Here is a 21,036-nt window from a genome sequence, read left to right as displayed (position 1 = left end):
TTATGGCAATGAGTAAAATTCAATTTGAATTTCAACAAGACCTACTACACCAAAAAGCGGCTATTGAGGCAACTGTTTCTTTATTTGATGGATTACCGAAACGAGTACCCGGATTATATACAGGTGTTCGTAAAGTGCAAAAATTAGATGAAACGGGTGCTATTATTCGTAACCCTGAAATTGTTGAAGGGAAACGTTTATTAGAAAATTTAAACGGTGTGCAATTAGAAAACGGATTATTTGCAGATAGTACAATGGCAAGTAATGATTTCTCAATTGAAATGGAAACAGGTACAGGAAAGACATACGTTTATTTAAAAACGATATTAGAGTTGTATCAAAAGTATCAGTTTAAAAAATTTATGATTGTTGTGCCATCTGTAGCAATTCGTTTAGGTGTACAACAGTCTATCGAGCAACTGACAGAGCATTTTAAAGGTATTTATAATATTGATTTATCGAAATATTGTTTTACGTATGATAGTGATAGGTTAAGTGAAATAAATACAAAGTTCATTGAAACAAAAGAACTGAGCATTTGTATTATGAACATTCAAGCGTTCAACAGCAGCAACAATAAAATTCGTCAAGAAGATGAGTATGGTAAGGTCATTTGGGATGATATCCGATTAACACGCCCTGTTTTAATTATAGATGAGCCGCAAAAGTTGGAAGGAACAGCGAAGAAAAAATCAAAGTCCATTCAAGCGTTAGAAGAACTGAATCCATTGTTTACATTGCGTTATTCAGCAACACATAAGCAACTATATCATCAAATTTATAAATTAGATTCATATGATGCTTATCAAAACGATTTAGTCAAAAAAATCATTGTTAAGACGGTTAACGCTGTTATTCCAAAAGATATGCCATTTATTCGTTATGTTGAGTTTACAAGCGATTTATATGCCCGAATTGAAATTTTTTCACAAGAGCAAGGTGGCTATATAAAATTCAAAAAGTTCAAAGTGCGTGGTGGTGATAATTTATTTGATTTATCAGGTGGATTGCCACAATATCAAAACATTCGCATTCATGAAGACCCACATAAGTTAAAACCGTTAAAAATCGCATTTGGTACAGATTTTAGAGAGTTATCTATTGGGCAATCGACAAATGATGTGTCTAGTGAAGACGCAGTGCGTATTCAAATTCAACTAACGATTAAAAGTCATTTAGACAAGCAATTCTCTATTTTAGAACAGGGGAAAGAGATAAAAGTATTATCTTTATTTTTCATAGATTCTGTTCAAAAAGTACGTGATACATCCGCTGAAGATGGAAGAGGTGAATATTTAAAAATATTCGACCAAGAATACGAGAAAATCATTCAGTTACCTGAATATAAAAGTAAGTTTGAAAAATATAAAAAGTTTTTTGCTCAGTATGAAGATATCTATGCAGTGCGTGAAGGGTATTTTGCAGTAGATAAGAAAAAAGAGATTGTTGAGGTAGAAGGATGGGATGATTCTACTCCAATGGACGAAATCAAATTAAAAACAAAAGCCCAAGAAGACATTGATCGAGGAATTGACTTAATTTTGCGTCGAAAAGATGAATTAATTTCATTTAGCGAACCATTGGCATTTATTTTTTCACATTCAGCATTACGAGAAGGATGGGACAATCCGAACATTTTCACGTTATGTACATTGAAAGCAAGTGGCTCTGATATTGCGAAAAAGCAAGAAATTGGACGTGGCTTACGTCTAGCAGTTGATACGAAAGGTGAACGTATTACAGACCCTTCTATTAATGAGTTGACAGTGATTGCAAATGATAACTATGACCATTTTGCAGAACTTCTACAAAAAGACTTCAATGATAATGCTTCATTTAATAAAGATGAAGTAACGGCGGATGTATTAATTGCGACATTGAAAAAAGCACGTGTTCCAGAACATAAAATTACGCCTGAACTTATTAATTTGTTTAGAGAAGAGTTACAACAAAATAATATCATTTCAGCAACAAACATTTTGACAAAAAAAGCAGATGATATTCACAAAATACAGTTCCAAAACGAATTATTAAACAATTTTGCAGCGCATATTCGAGAACATTTTGTGGAGTACATGACGAAAAAAGGTACACGTAAAATCTCGATTCAAAATGGTGATAACGACCTTCCTGAAAATGCACCACATTCATATGTAGCAGAAGAAGATTTTGCGGAGATTTTAAACAATTTAACTGTACAATTGTTACCACGATCGATGTATCGTGTGCAGATTAATAGTGCTGTGTTTATCCAAGAGTGTATTAAAGAAATAAATAAAAATTTACAATCTAAGAATATTTCAGCGGAGTTTGAGTACACAACAGGACGCAATGAATTTGATACGGTGCGTAGAATGCAGTTAGTGAAAGATGCTGACCCAGCAAAGATTGAATTAACGCTATTAGATACCATTGATAAAAAAAGTGAATTAGAGATTGTGGACTACATTATGTATCACACAATGCTACCACGTTTAGCCATATTGAAAATTATTCGTGGTATTGATAAGAACGAACTACTCAGCAACCAAGACATTTTAGAAGATGTTACGAAATGGATTAAAACTGCTCTACAAGAAACAAAAGCAAAAGCATTTAAAGAAAAAAATGGTTCGGGCTATTATGAAGTCATTGAAGGATACGAATTAGATAGCGGTAAAATTTACGGTCTGGATAATATTATTGATGAATCGTTGCTCGATAAAGAAAAGAAAAAAGTATATGCAACAAACGCAGCGAAACGAAAAGCCATTAATAAGTTTTATCGAACAGATAGTGACGGAGAATATGACTTTGCACAAAGCCTAGAAAACAATCCAAATGTTTTGCTATTTACAAAGTTGAAAAAAGGCGGCTTTATCATAGATACACCATATGGCGACTACTCACCAGACTGGGCAATCGTTTTTAAAACTGATGACACACCAAGATTATATTTTATCGCTGAAACGAAAATTGATAAAAATTGGTCTGATTTAGATGGTAAAGAACAAGTTAAAATCAACTGTGGCTTTAAACATTTCGAAGCCGTATCTGCAGACATCCGCTTCGACTGGGTGAAAGACTACAACGATTTCAAGGCGAAATCGGGGTTGAGGGATACGGTGTAAAACAAATTCAACGCTACTGTATATGGCTTATATAGTGGCGTTGAAATTTTTTGATATGAAATGCTTATAGAAATTATTACCGATGATATTGTATTGGGGGTACTGTATGTCCAATTTTATGTTGTTAAAAAATAGAAAGATTATAGATATGTTGATAGGTGACAAAGAAATGCAACTTGAGGACTATAAGTTTACTATGCCAAGGTTATCAGGTCCAAATTTATGTGATTTGTCAACAGAGTTTGGTTTGCTTGAAACTTACTCATGGTCTGGTGGTGCAAGAAGTAGATGGGAATATTTATCTAACCTAATAGACCATCTTGATTCGAAAAACCTTGTTCCAATTTTGTTGAAGCGCTTATTTCAATTGCAATCTTTCGAAGGTCATATTAATGGTGAAAGTAATGATGAAATAAAAATAAAACATACCGGTATGGTAAATACCGTAATAACTAATATCAATAATATATTGTCATACAGTGGATATGCATTAAGGAAAGTCCATGATAATTTTATAATTACAGAAACAGACAATACTTTAATTGTCGAACATGAAATTCACGAAATTATTGATGTACCGTATATTTTGAATTTAAAAGAACGAACAAAAGAAGATTTATTGAGTGGCAATTATGACAGTGTAATTACTAAGTCAAGAACATTGATTGAAGAAACTTTAATATTCATTTTAGAGGACAGCGATAATCTTCAAAATAACCATAAAGGTAATATATTGAAGTTGCTCAGTGAAGTAAAAACACTATTAAACCTTCATCAAAGTAGCGAATATGATAAACGAATAAATGGAATGTTGTCAGGATTGGAAAAGATTATTCAAACAATTGCGGAAATGAGAAATATTAATAGTGATGCACATGGTGTCGGTAGTAAACGTATTAACATTACAAAGCGTGAAGCGGAATTAGTCATTAATGCTTCTATGACTATTACAACATATTTTCTACAAGTTTATGAGGACTTTAGAAATAGAGGTACTTCAAGATAACTGATTTTTGAAATTTATAAATTTAAGAAGTTTATCAGTGACAATCTATATGATTTCTTGAAGGCTTAGAATGATGCCGATGTTTATATACAAAAGAAAGATGAAGAGAAAATAGTAATTATCTTGGACTCTTTCAAATTGAAGCACTATTTAAATGTAAAAAAATCAAGCAAAAGTGTTAGTTCAGAAAAAAACTCATTCACTCGAAAAGTTAACGAAGAAATTAGGATAGATTGTACGAAAATAAAATATTTAAGGCTAAATACATAATTTGTTATAGGAGGTTCACCCATGCCTGAAATCAAATTTGAAATCAAAGAACATATCGCAGTTTTATCCGAATCGGTAAAAGGCTGGAGAAAAGAACTGAATCTTATTAGTTGGAATGGCAGCGCACCAAAATATGACTTGCGTGATTGGTCGCCTAATCATGAGAAGATGGGGAAGGGAATTACCCTTTCTTTAGAGGAAGTACAGAAGTTAAAGGATATATTAAACCATTTTTAAGTTTTTTAATCATTTGCATGGGCGGTCTTTCATAGGTGAGGCTGTCCATAGCACTTAATACAAACTTACTGTCAATTTTAATTTCTGATTTTTCTGTATTTTATAGTAGTACATATAAATCTATACGTAGCAAATGCAACAGCAAAAGGAGTAGTTTATTATGCCATTAGCAAAAGCAGATTTTTATTATGGTGCATTATTATCGCAACTTGTGAATAGTGGGTTTGCACCAGCAATTATTGATCAGGGTGAAGCAAGACGAGTTTATGAAATAGCAAATAATACGGCAGATTTTAAAGTATACGCAAAGTATGTATCGAAACCTGTAAATACTGAAGTTGAAAATAAAAGATGGGACTTTAGTTTTAATGAGGAAGAAGTACAAACGGTGTTAAATGATGTTTCAATGAATATGTTTGCGTTTGTGTGTGGGATAGATAGTTTACGAGATAGTGAAATATGTTTTTTGTCAAAAGAACAGTTGCGAGAATGTTTTGGTTTGGATTATAGTTCACCCACTCGTCGGATTACAGTGTGTGCAGATAAGGGAAGCAGATACTTTACTGTATATGGTACAGCACTTGAACGAACACAAAATCCATTAAAAGTAACACGCAACCTCGACAAACGATTACAGGAGTTTTTGGTGATTGGTGTTTAGAATCGAGGAATCTGAACATTTAATGTTATAAATTGTTGGATAGGAAGGTTATAGTAAATGTCGCAGTTTCTAGTTCGTTATCAGATAGATCCATTTGTATACAGTGTGTTAGATAATTTATTTGAAGATAGTCAAATAAATAATTTTGAAGACTGGGTTTACAAAGGGCATAGTGAAGTAATTCGAAAGAAGATGACATCTAAGTTGAATTCTGAATGGATTACTCGAAATTATTTAAGTGTCAAAATGATTTTATCAGCAACGACTATGCTCACGTCACTTGAATATGCCATCGAGAAAAACTTGCAGGTTACAGTACCTTATTTATCATATTATTCTTTAATCACCTGCTGTAGAGCGTTTTTGTATACGATTCCATATAATAAGTGGACGAATAACAAACAATTTTTAACAATGGAACACAGCAAAATAATCAACAACACAACTAATTTTTTAAAACAACTAGATAAAAGATTTTCAGATAAATTAAATGGAATGTTGCTACATTATAAAGAATGGAGAGAGTTATTTTCATATAAATTTCCAGCATCAGGTATAGATAGATATTCGGATAATCAATATACTATTGAAGAATTGATTGAAACTTGTAAAATAATTTGTGAATTAGCACAATTATCAAGTGAGCAGTTACAAAAATATCTATTTAAAAATTGTATAGAGGATTTAGAGGATTGGACAAGTATAGACAATGAATTTATCCAAAATTGTTATGTATACAATGAAATTTTAGATTCAGAAGACTATTATAGAGTTCGTTATATTCAAAGAAAGCAGCCCTTTCCTACAAGTATTTATTACACAATGACTGAGGGAATGGTAGAAGATTTTTTTGCTACATGGGCATCAGAAAGTGAAGAAGACGATTTATATAATCCAGATGCAAATTGGCAAATTATTTTTCCAGTTCCATAAGTGTTTGAAGCGAGAATTTTACTATGTTTAAAATTAAATGTACAGGAATGAAAGTCAAAATATGAATAATTATCTTGCGCCATATCTATATATGATGAAGAATTATTCTAAAAGATTTCTTATTGAAGCACTAACACAATAAGTTATGTTAGTTGAAAGTGATTTGTATCTTAATGATTATATAGCAGGTAAAATAAAGGAGATTCATTACGTTGGAATGCTATATTGTTAAGGAAGACCTAAGAGAGAGTTTAGACATTTAGTATTTTTGATTGTTAGTAAAAATATTGTATGTAATTAAGGATTTTTTGATAACAGTCTATTTAGTTATAAAAGGGCAAGAATAGTGTATATTGAATCCACACTATATTGCCTTTTGTTATTTATTTTAAAGTTGATCTATATTGCTCTACTTGCATGTGTGAATGGTTTTTTTATTTGCAATAGTAAAATATATACAGAATTGATTAATGAAATTAACTTGAAGATGGTTTAGATGCGCGTTAAGTTCTCTTTAGAAATGAATTTTCTAAGCGTAATAGAAGAAAGGGGAGTCTAAATATGCTGAAACAATTTCTAGAAGAAGGACTTTTGGGGAAATCTAAAACAACTGTTAGTACTTATTCCCATTCACTAAAGTTATTTTCGGAATGGCTAGACGGTGCAGGGGCAAGCATTGAAAACTATTCCCGTAGTGATGTACAACAATATGTTGATTATCTGGTTGGTCGAAGAAAGAGCCCCGCAACAATTAACAAACATTGGAGTGCAATTAAAAAATATAGTTGCTGGTCAAAGAATGAGCGAGCGATTGAGGATATTTCGGTTGTTAAGCCGATAGAATATACCAAATTATCTCCCAAATCTTTAGATAGAATTGAAGTAAATCGTCTAATTCGAGAAATTGACAGGGAAGATAATGCGAGAGATATGGCAATTACTCAAGTATTATTGAACACGGGAATACGCCTTTCTGAACTAGTAGCCTTAAATAAGGCAGATATTGATATCGGTGAACGTAAAGGCGAATTATTTGTACGCAACGGTAAAGGAAACAAGGCGCGAAGTATCCCATTAAATAAGGAAGCACGTAGAGCCATTAACAAGTATTTAAGTGAAAGAAATGATTCAATTGAAGCGCTATTTATTTCAAATCGTGGAAAACGAATAAGTGTACGCAGCGTACAGCATATTTTCGAAAAGAAAGGTGTTAATGTTCACGCATTACGGCATACATTTATTACCCATTTGATACGTAATGGGATTGATACAAGTATTGTACAATCTTTAAGCGGTCATTCAAGTGCGGATATGCTGTTTAGATATTCTGTGCCAAGTGAGGAGGACAAATTACAGGCTTTAGAAGGTATATGGCTAACTCAATAAATAAAAGGCAATCTATTGCTGCGTAGAGCAGTTGTAGATTGCCTTTCTGTTATTCGTTTTCTAATTCATTTAATAGATTGAGTGCTTTTTGTGTTGTGGCAATATTGTTTTGTAAATAAGACTTCAATAGAGCGATTTTTTCAGATTGCTGTAACTCCGTATTTTCTTCTAAGTTGCTAATGATTTGATCATCGACAAAGCGATAGTCACCAGCGTTATGAAGTTGAATATTTTGGTTTAGTAACTGTGCTTCCGTTAGATTAAAGTTTGGACTGTTTGGCATATCTATAACATTCATACAGATTTTTGTTAATGTATCAATAGTTGCAACAAACTTTTCTCTTTCTTCACCTACAAAATCCTCCATAATCTGATCGTTTCTTAAGGAGTTAAATATGAGTGAAAAAAGAATGGCATAACGTGTATCTGGTGAGGGCAAAGTAAAATCTCCACGATTCATAAAGTAATCATTAATTTTCTCCTTAGAATACTCTCCAAATTCATTTAGAAAATCGTAATCCCAAGTATCTAGAACATAGTCAGTACGTTGAATAATATAGTCGACAGATGTGTTAAAAATATTGGCTAATTTTCTTAATTCTTCTAATTGAGGACGCCTAACATTTGTAAGATATTTTTGCAAACTTGTCCTTGAGACACCAACCTCATCTAATATTAGATTTTTGGTAGCATCAAATCCATTAATATCTAATAAATGCTTTAAACGTTCTCCTATAAAAATTTTTGGTTCTTCCATCAAATCCCCTCCTTGTCACTATAATAACCTATTTAGTTCTAAAAAAGATAGTGTTTTGAGACAAAAAGTCTTTTTAAAATAAAAAAGCGACAAAAAGTCTTTACTTTGATTTGGAAATCCCTTACTATAGTGATAATGGATCGGATAATTCAGATTTATTTTAAAATTACAACAACGTTTCCCAAGTTCGTTAAGAGATTCTAGTAATTTTGTAGAGAGATGGATTGGGGATATAATTAATTATTTTTGAAAAAATAAGGGGGAATAGAGATATGACATTAAACGAAAAACATTCAAAGAAAAAAGATATTTTTGAAATGAAAACTAAGGAAGATTTAAAGCAGGAAGAATTTTTAGAGGTTTTAGCAGAGATGTTTTATTTCCATATTGTAAAAAAAGATGAAAAGAAGGTGGCATAATGGTACAACAAAATTTAAAAGCAGCAATTTATACACGTGTTAGTACTCAAGAACAGAAACGAGTTGGTTTCTCTTTGGAAGGGCAAAAAGAGGCACTAACAGCATTTGCCTTACAAAAAGGTTATGAAGTATATGATTATTATTCAGATTCGGATTCAGGCAAAGACTTTAACAGACCAGATATTCAACGCCTTTTTATTGATATGCGAAATAAAAAGTTTGATGTGATTATTGTTTGGAAAGTAGATCGTATCTCAAGAAAAAATAGTGATGTACTTCGTTTGATTGATGAAGAACTAAAACCTAGAAATATGAAGTTATTAGTGGCAACTTGTGATATTGATAGTAGTACATCTAACGGCTATATGTTTATTTCTCTATTAGGAACTTTTGCAGAGTATGAAAGAACTTTAATCATTGAAAGGGTTGCAGCAGGTATGGAGAAAAAGTCGCAATTAGGTCAATGGAATGGAGGAGCATTATTAGGTTACAATGTTGTTGACAAAAAATTAGTTGTAAATGAAGAAGAAAGTATTATCGTGAAACGTATTTTTGAATTACGAGCACAAGGAAAAGGCTACAAGGCTATTGCACAGGATTTAAATAGTCGTGGTTATAGAACGAAGAAGAACCATTCTTTTGGTATTAATGCTGTAAAAACTATTTTAGAAAATGAAACATACATTGGCCATGTTCGATGGGGGAGACACAGAAATTGGAACGCTCTTCGAAGAAAAGGTAAACAAGCAGATTGTCATGTAGAAAAGGGCATTCATGATCCAATCATCGATATGAATACATGGAACGCTGTACAGCAAACGGCTGTTTTAAATAGAGATTCAGCAGTTAATGAAAAGAATATAAAAACAGATTTTTTACTATCAGGTATTTTAAAGTGTCCACAATGCGGGGGCGGTACAGTGATGAGTAAAACGAAAAAAAGAAATGGAAATGGCTATTATTACTATTATATGTGCCAAAATTTCCATACGAAAGGAAAAAATATTTGTTGTTCGAATCTAATCAATAAAGATTGGATTGAAAAAACTATTTTAAGTATTATCAAAAATTTAGTGGGAAAAAAGGCTGCTGTAGAGGATCTTGTAGAAGAAATAAATCAAAATTATTTGGAGGAAAATGCAGAAGAGATTCTTCAATATGAGAAGAATAAAAAGCGATTAACAGAGTTAAACAAGGAATTAGATGATTTGGATTATGAAAAGAGACGAACAGAAATTACTCCAGAGTCATTTGGTAGATTAGCGGCTAAGGTAGAAAGGGATAAAAAAATTATCGAACATCAAATTATTGATTTTGAAAGAAATAATGCTATGCAGAAAGGGGCAATTTCTACCGAAAAAGTAAGTGAATTATTAAAAGCATTCGATCAAGTATTTGAGCAAGCAGATATGCCTTCCAAGAAATTACTTATTCGATCACTCATAAAAAGTATCGAGGTAAATTCAGACAGAAAATCATTAAAACGTATTGTCTTATGGCACACAGAAGACAGTACTATTTTTTCAGATATTGTTTTACCACAAGAACCGATGCGGAGAACCGTATCATAAATAAGTGTGGTTTTTGAATAAATCACTAATCATATTGATAATGATATGATTAGTGATTTATTTTGCTTCATAATTAATAGAGAAAGGTAAATTGTTTGCAGCTGTATTGTGAGGGGGCACTAATAATACTAAATTAAATTCATTTAAATAAAAAGTTCAGTTTTGCGGAGAATATAAGTTATTACAATTAATAAATAACAATAAAAGCGAGTGACTTTTTTGCCAATTAGAAGGTTAGTAGAATAGAAGTGTACGGACAATGATATTTTTTTACGTTTTAAAGGACCCATAACTGCTAGAATTTCCAGTTACAGTCTGCTCCTTTTTTATTTTGCACTAAACATTTTATATTAAAGTGAACTTCAACATAATTAACCATATATAAATTGACCCGTAGTCATAAATAATAATTGTAAAATAAATATTCTAAAATTTAATCAATAATATAATAAGATAAATATTGACCGTGAGTCTAAAAAGTATTATAAATAGTTTAGTAGTTATTTCCAAAAAGGGGAAATGTGAGTTGTCTAATACACGTATTCATTTTATGGATTTTTTAAAAGTGTTTCTTTCTTGCACTGTAATTGTCCACCATGCAGGTCAACCTTATGGTGGGGCAAATGGTTTTTGGTATGTACGAGATTTGGGTGTCGATTCTGACTTGGGCGTTTTTTTTTGGGATAAACTCTGCCTTTAATATGAGTCTTTATTTTTTTCTTTCTGCTTATTTTATTCCTCTTGCGTATAAACACAAAGGGAATATAGGTTTTTTGAAAGATCGGTTGAAGAGAATTGGTATACCTTTATTATTTGGATTTATAGTAATAATTCCTTTAATAATGTACTTTTATTATAATGAATTTCGTGGTTACCCTAACCTATCGTTATATGAATACTATAAAAATATTTATCTAGGATTTGGTGAAAAACCATTAAATTGGGCAGGACCATCTTGGCCAGACCTAAATTTTGGCCATCTTTGGTTTATTGAACATCTTCTTATTTATTCACTGATATATCTATTATTAATGAATCTTTTTAAAAATATTAATTTACCAAAAATTTCAATTACCCCAACACATAAACATATTTTTATATTTGTTATTATCGTATCGTTAATTACTTTTTTAGTTCGAACAAGTTATTCGATTGATGAATGGATTGGTGTACTAGGTTTTATCCAAATGGAGTATGCACACTTTCCTCAATATTTAGCATTTGTAGTTTTAGGAATAACAGCTGCTAATAGTAACTGGATTTATCATATCCCTAAAGGTGTTGGTAATTTATGGTTATTTATAGGGGTTTTATTAATTGTTTTAAATGTTATTGGGTTTGTACCACATTCAAGGGGTGGATGGGATAGTAGTTCACTTATTTATGCAATCTATGAGACCTTTTTATGTACAGGACTTTCAATTGGTTTAATTGAATTATTTCAACGTAAATTAAATAGAGAATCAAAATGGATGGAGCTTCTAGCTAAAAATTCCTTTTGTGTTTATATAATTCATATTCCGGTTTTAATTGGAATTCAATATATTTTAATTAGTGTACCTGTTTCAGGCTATATAAAATTTGTATTAGCATCACTATTGGGGATTGTATTTAGCCATTTAATATCGTATTTTATTATTCGAAAATTACCGGTTATTAGTCTACTATTCTCTGGTACAAATCATAGACGTTCTCAAAGTTTAGTCGATAAATTTAATAAGAAGAGTATATATTAGTTCTCTGCTTGTCTCCAATTCTCTCTTTGACAACATACCTGCGAGTTTTTATAACCCAGGCTATTCTCGCAGGATTACTTTGGAAATCAACAGGATCTTTATGAAGATATTCCTTTAAAGAAAACATCAAAACTCATCATAAGTTGTGTAATAAGATCATCTTCGCCTCCACCAAGACACCAGTGGGTTAATACACCAATAAACATTTGAATAGTTAAGTCTGCCAGTGTTTCAGGGGGTAATTTTTGTGTAAATTCCCCCGTTTCTTGTCCATGTTTAAAAATTGGTATCAATAAAGCACGAAGATTATTCATATTATCTATGTGATTATTTAAATTATTAGCACTTGAGAGAGTTGCCATTAAAGTTGCTCTTCTTAATGACCTTGTATAGTTTAAATTATGTACGATATTAATTAACGAAGAGAGTAGTTTAGGCACAACTGGACTTGTGATATTCATTAATTTTTCAGCTTCCGAATAGATTGAAATTCTTTCGAAATCTTCTATGACTGCCTCTTTTGTAGGAAAATAATTAAAAAAAGTTCCCTTAGAAACTCCAACTAATTTCACAATATCTTCAACCTTTGTCGACTCATATCCATTTTCTGAAAATAATTTGAAAGCGGCGTTTGTTATAGCTAATTTAGTTTGTCTTTTCTTTTCTTCCCTTCCCAAATTTATTCACTCCATTTCTTACAATAACGTTATTATTAATTCTACTATAAATAACTGTTTAAAAAGTAATTATTGTTTTAATAATACGTATTAAGAAAAACAGACAGCTAATATTGATATGCTCCCAATTAGGTAGACAAATAAAAAATTCATCTTATCTAATTGGGGGCATTTTTGTATGGCCTTTTATAAACATCCCGAAGAATTAATGTTACCTATTGTTCATTTATATCAAGACACTAGCGTTGCATTAAAATAGCTTAGGTTTTAATTTGAGTCTGAATTTTTTGTAAAATTTTATGGATTTTCCTAAGGAACTTTTGAGCATTCAGCAATTTACAGGGAGTGACAGCATCCTAAATCTTCGAATACTTAGCTACATATGAATGAATATAATATACTCAAAAAGAAGTTTATTTGATCCTGTGGCGCTACCACCAGGTAGTGTGACTGCTTCTTGCGTTAACTAATAGACATCCCCCATAACCTCTGAGGATACTCCTCTAGCTTTTAATTCTCCAAGGTTCGAGTTGCTTTTTTTTAATCCTCTATCTACGGTTATAGTTTCTCTTTTCAAATATGCATTAAGAAAAAGATTAAAACATATTTTGTCATAGTCTTTTCCTTATACCCACTTATCAATGTGGCGTCATGCTTCGAAGATATTTTCCATGATTTTGCAGGGGATCCAAATAGCCTCACTTCTTTAGTTCGACCCGTTCAGCTACCACATTCAATACACAGATAGATGCGGCTCCTAACTATTACTTCCTTATGAGTGACACACAGCACTCCGTTTGTCTCGAATGCATGCTACATAAATAATGGCACTTAAAGTATTAAATATATATATAGTTTACGTTTAATCTTTGTGATATTTAGGGTGTTTTTGGGAAAAATGTTTATATAAATTGCAGTTAATCAATACAAATCAGATCGGTTACATTTGCTTCATACAAATGTGCCTGTTTTTTTAAAAACTACCTTTACTTATGATTAGGTTCACCGTAATGTATCTAAATGAGGTTTATTCTTCTTTTCGACAGTAAAAAAACAGAGAGGCTTTCCAAAATACTAGAACAGCTTCCGATGCTCAAGTATTTTGTAGTTCCAAACTATTTTAAAGTTGTAATTCCTCAAGTTATAGAAAAAAAGGATGAATATAATGAAATATAATAAATCAATTATGCTAAAGCTAATCAATGAACATCGAACATTGCATGATGAATTAAAAAAGCTAAAATCTGAAATGGGTTTAGAGAAAAATTTTGCAGTAAAGGCATTGTATCATTCATATGTTGCAGAGGATGGTCCTTATATGAAAGAATATCAGGACTTAGAGCGATTATAAATCGGGGTGCTACTAACAAATGGTTAGAAGGATAATTGGAAATCTTTAGTTTAAATGATTCAAGAATTTCGGAAACATTTTTTCTGTTTTCATTAAAACCACACTTTATTATGATACAGTTCTCCGTGACTAGTCTAAGTGCAGTTTTCATAATGCTTGTAATTCGTATTCCATAGGGTAAGATTTTATAAAAAAATCTATTTGACGTGCTGTACTATTTTTTGTACGATATTGAAGAAAAGAATGCCCGGACTAGAACGGGAGAGGTTCATAGCTGATACCCTCTATAAAAAACTATGGAAACATGACAATATGCCATGTCCATATCGGACGTGGCTTTTTTATGTTTTTACTTATGTTTTAATAGACTGATTGGTGATGCCTCTCTTGAAAAGTGTTGGGAAACATTTTTACAAGGAGGTTTTTTTATGTCTGGCAGAAGTCATGAAGAAGGATTAAAAGATTTAACCCTATTAGGTAATCAAGGTACAAAGTATTCCTATGATTATGCACCTGAAGTATTAGAGGCAGTGGATAATCTACATGCCAATCGAGATTATTTCGTTAAGTTTAATTGTCCAGAGTTCACTAGTTTATGCCCTTTGACAAATCAGCCGGATTTTGCCACGATGTACATCTCGTATATCCCGGATAAAAAAATTGTTGAGAGTAAATCACTAAAATTGTATTTATTCAGTTTTAGAAATCACGGCGATTTCCATGAAGATTGCGTCAATATCATTATGAATGATTTAATTGCATTGCTTGATCCACGATATATCGAGGTTTGGGGGAAATTTACTCCACGTGGGGGTATCTCGATCGATCCATGGTGTAACTATGGGAAGCCAGGAACGAAATATGAAGAAATCGCCAATTATCGTTTAATGAACCACGATCTTAATCCAGAAAAAATTGATAATCGATAAATGAAGATTTGAATAGTTCAATCAAGAAAGAGGTTTTTAGCTACCCTCTTTAAAAAACTAAGAAGAAAGCAGCACTTTTTCTTAGAGTGCTGTTTTTTTAATATAAGGGAGTTTTATAGATGAAGCAGGAAAAAGCAATTGTTGTATTTAGTGGAGGTCAGGACAGTACAACTTGTTTGTTTTGGGCAAAAGAACGTTTTGAAGAGGTTGAGGCAGTCACTTTTGATTATGGTCAAAGGCATCGTCTTGAAATTGAATGTGCAAAAGAGATAGCGAGTGAACTTGGAATCAGGCATCATATTCTTGATATGTCACTCCTGAACCAGCTTGCTCCGAATGCTTTGACACGACAAGATATTGAAGTAGAAGACGGAGATAATGGTGAGCTGCCATCGACTTTTGTTCCTGGTCGAAATCTTCTCTTTCTTTCATTTGCAGGTGTTTTAGCGAGTCAAGTAGGAGCTAAGCATATCGTGACTGGCGTTTGTGAAACAGATTTTAGCGGATATCCAGATTGCCGAGATGTTTTTATTAAATCCTTGAATGTAACGTTAAATTTATCGATGGATGATTCTTTTGTAATTGATACACCATTGATGTGGCTGAATAAAGCACAGACATGGGAGCTTGCTGATCAGTTCGGGGCATTGGACTTTGTTCGAGAAAGAACGTTGACTTGCTATAACGGTGTCATAGCTAATGGTTGCGGTGAATGCCCAGCATGTAAACTACGAAAAAAAGGACTTGATGAGTATTTGCGTTATAGGAAGGAGTCTTAAGGCATGTCAGATTTTAAAATCGTCGAGAGACTTCAAAAAATTGATGTGGATATTCAAAGAAATCAATTGAACTATCATGCAAAGCGTGTTCTCGTAAGCAAGGAATTTACCTTCGATGCTGCTCATCATTTACATGATTATGAAGGGAAATGTAAAAATCGCACGGTCATACCTATCGTGTAGTATTAGGGCTGAGTGGCTACACAGATGAACGTGGTTTAATGACAGCGGAAGAGATTTGGTCTGAGTTGAAACGTCTGGGGGGCAATGGTTTTTCATTTGTCACGATTTCAGGAGGCAATCCTGCACTCAATCCGCATTTAGCAGAGCTCATTGCCATTTTAAAAGGAAATGGCATAAAAATCGGGGTGGAGACACAGGGGAGTAGGTGGCAGAAATGGATGTATGAGATTGATGAACTGACAATTTCACCAAAGCCACCTAGTTCTGGAATGACCACAGACTATTCTGTGCTTTCTTATATCTTCGAAAAACTTAAAGATCGAAACAGCAATCACCATGTATCCCTCAAAATAGTCGTTTTTAATCAAGAGGATTACGATTATGCTAAACAAATTCACCATCGATATCCAATGATTCCTTTTTATCTTCAAGTCGGTAATGATGATCTCACGACAACTGATAATTCACAATTAATTATGCATTTATTGGATAAATATCATGCGCTGATTGATAGAGTAATGAAGGATGAAGAATTAAGAGATGTTAAAGTACTGCCACAGTTACATGCCCTTGTTTGGGGGAATAAAAGAGGTTTATAGTGTGCCATTACGAAAAAGCTTTTAAATTTACTTGAGGAGTAATAGTATGAGCGTATTATTTTATTTATTATCTATTGTTATCGCTAATGTGGTAACGGCAGCATTTGCACCATTGCACTTTGGTATGTTTATTGTTCCGATGGGGACACTTTTAATTGGGGCGACCTTTATTTTTCGTGACCTAGTACAAAATAAATATGGTAGAGCAAAAACGTATTTATTTATTATTACAGCTTTAATTTTATCAGCAGTGGTATCATTCCTACTGGGAGATACACTTTTGATTGTAGTAGCATCAGCGCTATCGTTTATTGTCGCTGAAACGGCTGATACAGAAATCTATACTCGATTAAAATTACCAATGGCTTGGCGTGTGTTCTACAGTGGAATTGTTGGAGGCTTTCTAGATTCTGCAATTTTCGTAGTAATCGGCTTAAGTCCACTTGGCGCCAATATATTGCCATGGGAAGCGGTACCTGCTGCTATTTTGGGGCAAATTATTGTGAAGACGATTATTCAAATGGTTGGTGCAATCATTTTAAATAAAGTTGGACCAATGAAAGAAAAACATCTCATTTCAGGATAATTCTTTGAAATAGCCTTCCTTATTATGAAGATTCGTATCACAAGTAATTGTTTTAATAACAGACCCATTCACTTTATGCGAATGGGTCTGTTTGATTTATATTCTTACTAAAGTGCATCTTTATGCCATTTTCTTTTGTTTATGATCTAAATGATAACTAAAGATAGTTAGCAGACTTGCACAGACGGCAACTATACCACCGACCCATGTGACATTCATCAAATTTCCTTGATGATACACAATTCCGCCTAATGCAGACCCAAAGGCGATGCCTACGTTACTTGCCACTGGCATAAGAGAAGCAGCGAGTCCTTTAGCATCTGGTTTATAAATTTCGGCCAAATCTATTAAATAAAGCTGAGTAGATGTTGTTAAGAGGATGGCCATTAGTGACATTAATCCGATGTTTGCTAGTCCTAAAATAAAATGATTTGTCGTCCAAAATAAAGTTGTCAGTACAATTGCTTGGACGAGAAAAACAAACCGAAGTCGACCTATGGCATTGTGACTGGCAATTTTACTGGCAAGAATGTTGCTGAAAATCGAAAGAAACCCGTAACCGAATAAGATTAAACTAATAGAATTATTTGGTGCACCCATCCCCTTTAAAATTGGAACAAGGTACGTAAAGACTGCATAGGTTGCACCAAACCCAAGTGCAGGAATGAAAAAGGCAATTAAAATTCGTGGCTGGATTAGTAAAGAAAATTGATCGCGTATCGAGCTTCGTACTTGGCTGAGTCGAGTAGGTAAGACAAAAAAAGATGCCGCAAACGCCAACCCTCCGAGAAGAGTGGTTAACATAAAAGTGGCATTCCAGCCGTACCATTCGGCGATAACAATTCCAATGGGTACGCCAACTACATTTGCCAGTGTAAAACCACCGAAAACGAATGATATAGCAAGGCCGCGTTTGTTAGTCGGCATGGTTTCGCTCGCAACAATCATAGCTAGAGAGATCAATACGCCTGTTACAATCGCTGTCATAACCCGAAGTATAAGGAGCATACTATAGCTCGTTGAAATTACGCACAGAGCATTTAATGCAATGAAGGAACCTATCAAAAACAGCATCCATTTACGCTTTGGAAAATGGCTTGTTGCTGACATCACGAGTGGTGTGGCGATGGCAAATGTAATAGCAAACGCAGAAACGAGTGTGCCTGCTTTTGCATTTGTCATATGAAGGCTTGAAGAAATATCAGTTAAGATCCCGACAATAACAAATTCGCTTGTCCCAAGAACAAATGTTAATAATGCTAGTGTTAAGATAAGTAACCAATGTCGCTTGGATAACTGTGTATGATGCATAAATACCTCTTTCTTAGATGAATGTAACTGTGTTACTTAGTAGACACAATTTAAACATCATAGCATAAAATGTTTTTATGAGAAATTAGATTGGTTTTCCTTATATGTTGTCAGTATTTGTTTCCAACGATTCCCCTTAAGAAGGATTTTGTAAATATTACTCGAATTTTCTATTGGAAGATTAACTTTAAAATTGTTTGATGTGTATAAATAATAAGGGGAAAAGGGGGATTCACATGATTCAATTCCTTCAGATGGGAGAAAATACAGTTATAAGTTCCCAAAAAGGTAGTGTTACTATTAGCTACGAAATGTCTAATTTGGTCGATATTTCGTTAACTGCATTTCTTTTAACGGATGCAAACAAGGTACAAGGAGATAACGGAATTATATTTTATAATCAACCAACTAGCATATCTGGTGCAGCTACCCTGATACCATCTGAGAATGTAGGGAATATAAAAATACATAAAATGAATTTTGACATGAGTAAAATTCCTGAAGGTATTACTAAAATAGCAATAACACTTACAGAAGATAATAGCCGAGGTTTTTCAAATGTGAAAAATTTAAAGGCAGAGATATGTACTGATAGCACTGTTATCGATTTAGCGCCATCTAAGTTCGCAAATGAGAATGGAATAGTAGTATTAGAATTATATCTAAGGAATAGTCAGACAAAGGTGAGATCTATTTGGCGTGGATTTGATTCTGGGTTAGAGGGGTTATGTGAAAATTACGGTGTTGAAGTTGAACCTGATGAACAAAACAAGCTTTCTGAATCTACAACTATAAAAAAACAAACACCGAGAGAACCTGATAAATCACTAACTGTTCAGGAAAATACAAATAGACAAACCATGTTGTCACCGATAAATCTTGAAAAGGTAAAGGGGAATGTCAGTCTTACCAAAGGTCAAAAGCCAGTTATCATTGATAAAACGCCTGAAATTACTGCTACGGTATCTTGGAAAACTGGTACTGACTACGATATATATGCTTTAGTCTATACAAAGGATGGTCAGCAGATCGATGTAGCTATGTTTGGGGCGAAAAAAACACCTCCACTGAGGAGTTTTGGCAATGGAGTAGTCGAACACATGGGGGATGTTGGGAGAGCTGGTGGATCCACGAAAACTGAAGTAATCAAATTGAGACTAAATAATAATGTTCTAGCAGTTGTTCCTGTCGTTTACTCCGCTCAATCAAATGGCACAGGCTCATTCTACAGATATAAGGTGTCCATGAGTATAGATAATCATAATGGAACCTCCGTTACTATTTTCGCTAAAAATGCCAATAATAATGATAGAATTTATTCCTGTGTGCCTGGAATACTTCATAATACTCCGGATGGCGTGATTATCAGTCCATTAGAGCTTTATAGTGAACCGAATTCAGAACGTAGACCTAAACTGAAGATGGGGTCTTCTAATATGGTAGAAGTTCTAATGGATAAAGGCCCAATAAATGATTACAAGTAAAAGCAAATAAAAGGGAGATTGGCTATAGCCAATCTCCCTTAGTGTTGAAAAACAAAACCATCAATAGAATTTTTGTGAAAGGTGAAAATGGTTTCCGTTGCAGGCTACTTGCTTTCCTGTGGGCGAGCGCCGAGCCGCTTCCTCCGCTCCCGCTCCGTTTAGTGGCTCGCCTGTCTCGCTATCCCACGGGAGTCAAGAAGCCCTCCACTCCAACCTACAAAATGTTAACTTTTTAGCAAAGGTTTTCAAATAAAGTGAAGGTCTTCACTACCCATTTTATGGAGGGCTTTTGACACTCATCACTTCTTCGCAATGAAATTAAGAGTCTATCCTTTCTCTAATCATACAAATCATAGGCTAATTTGATTACTACGGCTAGCTAGTATGAAAGATAAGGAAAAGACACTTTTGCAGAATGGTTGATTGGAGTGGAGCCAGCGTCACTCCTAGGGGATTTAGTGAACTGCACCCAAAATATTGGACTTGAAAAATTTAATATAGGGGGTGCAGTTAGTGATTTCTGATGAACAAAAGTTAGCCGCAGTTCTAGCCTACTTTGAAGAAAAAGAAAGTACGTATCAGATTGCCAATAGATTACAGAGGGATCGACAGTACATTCGATTATGGATTGAATTATATCGCTATCATGGCATTGAAGGAATTATTCGTCCTCAAGGGTTCACGAATTACGAAGATTCTTTTAAAATAAAAGTAATTCAACACCTGATAGAGACGGGCGATTCGCTCCTTCAGACTGCTGCGAAGTTTAATATTCCTTCTCGTGAAACCATTCGGAGATGGAAAAAACAGTGGATGTCAACGGCTGGAGAGGTGCTCTATCAAGTAGAAAAGGAGCACCAATCAATGCCAAAAAAACAACCACCTTCGTCCGATTTAAATGAAAAAACAACGGAAGAGTTAAAAGCGGAAATTGAGTATTTACGGATGGAAAATGCCTATTTAAAAAAGTTGAAAGCCTTAGTTCAAGAAAAGGAAGCCTTCAAATCCAAGAAAAAGTGAGAGCTGTGTATGAGCTAAGGCTGGAATTTCC

General features: G+C 33.5%; 18 protein-coding genes, 2 pseudogenes and 2 riboswitches. Of the genes and pseudogenes, 17 read left to right on the top strand and 3 right to left on the bottom strand.

Annotated features, from left to right (window positions below):
* The first annotated feature begins 8 nt into the window (after positions 1-8).
* The 6 genes from ACEVFT_RS12555 (at position 9) to ACEVFT_RS12530 (ending at position 7,603) form a co-directional block, all read left to right on the top strand.
* Positions 9-3,110 (top strand): restriction endonuclease, encoded by a 3,102-nt coding sequence (locus ACEVFT_RS12555; protein ID WP_393950125.1) that lies wholly within the window; start codon positions 9-11, stop codon positions 3,108-3,110.
* A 106-nt stretch (positions 3,111-3,216) separates the two neighbouring features.
* Positions 3,217-4,116 carry an abortive infection family protein gene (locus tag ACEVFT_RS12550; RefSeq protein ID WP_393950123.1) on the top strand — a complete coding sequence of 300 codons (900 nt, stop codon included), beginning with the start codon at positions 3,217-3,219 and terminating at the stop codon, positions 4,114-4,116.
* A gap of 291 nt (positions 4,117-4,407) precedes the next feature.
* Positions 4,408-4,623 carry a YdbC family protein gene (locus ACEVFT_RS12545; protein ID WP_393950121.1) on the top strand — a complete coding sequence of 72 codons (216 nt, stop codon included), beginning with the start codon at positions 4,408-4,410 and terminating at the stop codon, positions 4,621-4,623.
* A 160-nt stretch (positions 4,624-4,783) separates the two neighbouring features.
* Positions 4,784-5,284 carry a hypothetical protein gene (locus tag ACEVFT_RS12540; RefSeq protein ID WP_393950119.1) on the top strand — a complete coding sequence of 167 codons (501 nt, stop codon included), beginning with the start codon at positions 4,784-4,786 and terminating at the stop codon, positions 5,282-5,284.
* Between the two features lie 57 nt (positions 5,285-5,341).
* Positions 5,342-6,217, top strand: coding sequence for a hypothetical protein (locus ACEVFT_RS12535; RefSeq protein WP_393950117.1), 876 nt, complete (start codon positions 5,342-5,344; stop codon positions 6,215-6,217).
* Between the two features lie 561 nt (positions 6,218-6,778).
* Complete coding sequence (locus ACEVFT_RS12530) at positions 6,779-7,603, top strand: tyrosine-type recombinase/integrase (protein ID WP_393950115.1); 825 nt, start codon at positions 6,779-6,781, stop codon at positions 7,601-7,603.
* A gap of 49 nt (positions 7,604-7,652) precedes the next feature.
* Here the strand turns inward: ACEVFT_RS12530 and ACEVFT_RS12525 are convergent, their stop codons facing one another.
* The gene (locus tag ACEVFT_RS12525) at positions 7,653-8,360 is read right to left on the bottom strand and encodes a helix-turn-helix domain-containing protein (protein WP_393950113.1); all 708 of its coding nucleotides are present in this window, start codon (positions 8,358-8,360) and stop codon (positions 7,653-7,655) included.
* A gap of 272 nt (positions 8,361-8,632) precedes the next feature.
* Between ACEVFT_RS12525 and ACEVFT_RS12520 the strand changes: the two genes are divergently transcribed.
* The 3 genes from ACEVFT_RS12520 (at position 8,633) to ACEVFT_RS12510 (ending at position 12,086) form a co-directional block, all read left to right on the top strand.
* Positions 8,633-8,779 (top strand): hypothetical protein, encoded by a 147-nt coding sequence (locus tag ACEVFT_RS12520; RefSeq protein WP_393950111.1) that lies wholly within the window; start codon positions 8,633-8,635, stop codon positions 8,777-8,779.
* Positions 8,779-10,350, top strand: coding sequence for a recombinase family protein (locus tag ACEVFT_RS12515; RefSeq protein WP_393950109.1), 1,572 nt, complete (start codon positions 8,779-8,781; stop codon positions 10,348-10,350). Before ACEVFT_RS12520 ends, ACEVFT_RS12515 begins: the two co-directional genes overlap by 1 nt.
* 611 nt (positions 10,351-10,961) lie before the next feature.
* Positions 10,962-12,086 carry an acyltransferase family protein gene (locus tag ACEVFT_RS12510; RefSeq protein WP_393950107.1) on the top strand — a complete coding sequence of 375 codons (1,125 nt, stop codon included), beginning with the start codon at positions 10,962-10,964 and terminating at the stop codon, positions 12,084-12,086.
* A 98-nt stretch (positions 12,087-12,184) separates the two neighbouring features.
* On the opposite strand, the gene ACEVFT_RS12505 is transcribed toward ACEVFT_RS12510, so the two are convergent.
* Entirely contained in the window at positions 12,185-12,763 is a 579-nt protein-coding gene (locus tag ACEVFT_RS12505; protein ID WP_205446269.1) for a TetR/AcrR family transcriptional regulator, read from the bottom strand.
* 1,165 nt (positions 12,764-13,928) lie between these two features.
* On the opposite strand from ACEVFT_RS12505, the gene ACEVFT_RS12500 reads away from it, so the two are divergent.
* The 6 genes and pseudogenes from ACEVFT_RS12500 (at position 13,929) to ACEVFT_RS12475 (ending at position 17,190) form a co-directional block, all read left to right on the top strand.
* Positions 13,929-14,114, top strand: a complete 186-nt coding sequence (locus ACEVFT_RS12500; protein WP_205446268.1) for a hypothetical protein — start codon at positions 13,929-13,931, stop codon at positions 14,112-14,114.
* Between the two features lie 257 nt (positions 14,115-14,371).
* Positions 14,372-14,418: riboswitch (PreQ1 riboswitch) on the top strand.
* A 124-nt stretch (positions 14,419-14,542) separates the two neighbouring features.
* A complete protein-coding gene (gene queF / locus ACEVFT_RS12495; RefSeq protein WP_004233404.1) occupies positions 14,543-15,043 on the top strand; it encodes a preQ(1) synthase in 501 nt (166 codons plus the stop codon).
* Positions 15,044-15,066: 23 nt separating this feature from the next.
* A riboswitch (PreQ1 riboswitch) is annotated at positions 15,067-15,110 on the top strand.
* A 52-nt stretch (positions 15,111-15,162) separates the two neighbouring features.
* On the top strand, positions 15,163-15,822 hold the full coding sequence (gene queC / locus ACEVFT_RS12490) for a 7-cyano-7-deazaguanine synthase QueC (protein WP_393950104.1): 660 nt from the start codon (positions 15,163-15,165) through the stop codon (positions 15,820-15,822).
* A 3-nt stretch (positions 15,823-15,825) separates the two neighbouring features.
* Positions 15,826-16,064: pseudogene (locus ACEVFT_RS12485) on the top strand (6-carboxytetrahydropterin synthase); the annotation flags it as partial.
* Positions 16,044-16,604, top strand: a pseudogene (gene queE / locus ACEVFT_RS12480) (7-carboxy-7-deazaguanine synthase QueE); the annotation flags it as partial. The pseudogenes ACEVFT_RS12485 and queE, both read left to right, overlap by 21 nt.
* Before the next feature lie 46 nt (positions 16,605-16,650).
* A complete protein-coding gene (locus tag ACEVFT_RS12475; RefSeq protein WP_393950102.1) occupies positions 16,651-17,190 on the top strand; it encodes a VUT family protein in 540 nt (179 codons plus the stop codon).
* A gap of 120 nt (positions 17,191-17,310) precedes the next feature.
* Here the strand turns inward: ACEVFT_RS12475 and ACEVFT_RS12470 are convergent, their stop codons facing one another.
* A complete protein-coding gene (locus ACEVFT_RS12470) occupies positions 17,311-18,501 on the bottom strand; it encodes an MFS transporter (protein WP_393950100.1) in 1,191 nt (396 codons plus the stop codon).
* Positions 18,502-18,737: 236 nt separating this feature from the next.
* On the opposite strand from ACEVFT_RS12470, the gene ACEVFT_RS12465 reads away from it, so the two are divergent.
* Positions 18,738-19,985 (top strand): TerD family protein, encoded by a 1,248-nt coding sequence (locus ACEVFT_RS12465; protein ID WP_205446261.1) that lies wholly within the window; start codon positions 18,738-18,740, stop codon positions 19,983-19,985.
* 513 nt (positions 19,986-20,498) lie between these two features.
* Positions 20,499-21,005, top strand: a complete 507-nt coding sequence (locus tag ACEVFT_RS12460) for a helix-turn-helix domain-containing protein (RefSeq protein WP_342441721.1) — start codon at positions 20,499-20,501, stop codon at positions 21,003-21,005.
* Positions 21,006-21,036: the final 31 nt, after the last annotated feature.

Source organism: Lysinibacillus sp. PWR01 (assembly GCF_043359455.1).
In the GTDB taxonomy this organism is placed as follows: Bacteria; Bacillota; Bacilli; order Bacillales_A; family Planococcaceae; genus Lysinibacillus; species Lysinibacillus fusiformis_F.
The sequence above is the reverse complement of the archived record's forward strand: the minus strand, read 5'-3'. Positions and strand labels throughout refer to the sequence as shown.

Coding starts and splice junctions, on each gene's coding strand:
- ACEVFT_RS12555 (WP_393950125.1), top strand. CDS start 9: ATGAGTAAAATTCAATTTGAATTTCAACAAGACCTACTACACCAAAAA.
- ACEVFT_RS12550 (WP_393950123.1), top strand. CDS start 3,217: ATGTCCAATTTTATGTTGTTAAAAAATAGAAAGATTATAGATATGTTG.
- ACEVFT_RS12545 (WP_393950121.1), top strand. CDS start 4,408: ATGCCTGAAATCAAATTTGAAATCAAAGAACATATCGCAGTTTTATCC.
- ACEVFT_RS12540 (WP_393950119.1), top strand. CDS start 4,784: ATGCCATTAGCAAAAGCAGATTTTTATTATGGTGCATTATTATCGCAA.
- ACEVFT_RS12535 (WP_393950117.1), top strand. CDS start 5,342: ATGTCGCAGTTTCTAGTTCGTTATCAGATAGATCCATTTGTATACAGT.
- ACEVFT_RS12530 (WP_393950115.1), top strand. CDS start 6,779: ATGCTGAAACAATTTCTAGAAGAAGGACTTTTGGGGAAATCTAAAACA.
- ACEVFT_RS12525 (WP_393950113.1), bottom strand. CDS start 8,360: ATGGAAGAACCAAAAATTTTTATAGGAGAACGTTTAAAGCATTTATTA.
- ACEVFT_RS12520 (WP_393950111.1), top strand. CDS start 8,633: ATGACATTAAACGAAAAACATTCAAAGAAAAAAGATATTTTTGAAATG.
- ACEVFT_RS12515 (WP_393950109.1), top strand. CDS start 8,779: ATGGTACAACAAAATTTAAAAGCAGCAATTTATACACGTGTTAGTACT.
- ACEVFT_RS12510 (WP_393950107.1), top strand. CDS start 10,962: ATGGTGGGGCAAATGGTTTTTGGTATGTACGAGATTTGGGTGTCGATT.
- ACEVFT_RS12500 (WP_205446268.1), top strand. CDS start 13,929: ATGAAATATAATAAATCAATTATGCTAAAGCTAATCAATGAACATCGA.
- queF (WP_004233404.1), top strand. CDS start 14,543: ATGTCTGGCAGAAGTCATGAAGAAGGATTAAAAGATTTAACCCTATTA.
- queC (WP_393950104.1), top strand. CDS start 15,163: ATGAAGCAGGAAAAAGCAATTGTTGTATTTAGTGGAGGTCAGGACAGT.
- ACEVFT_RS12475 (WP_393950102.1), top strand. CDS start 16,651: ATGAGCGTATTATTTTATTTATTATCTATTGTTATCGCTAATGTGGTA.
- ACEVFT_RS12470 (WP_393950100.1), bottom strand. CDS start 18,501: ATGCATCATACACAGTTATCCAAGCGACATTGGTTACTTATCTTAACA.
- ACEVFT_RS12465 (WP_205446261.1), top strand. CDS start 18,738: ATGATTCAATTCCTTCAGATGGGAGAAAATACAGTTATAAGTTCCCAA.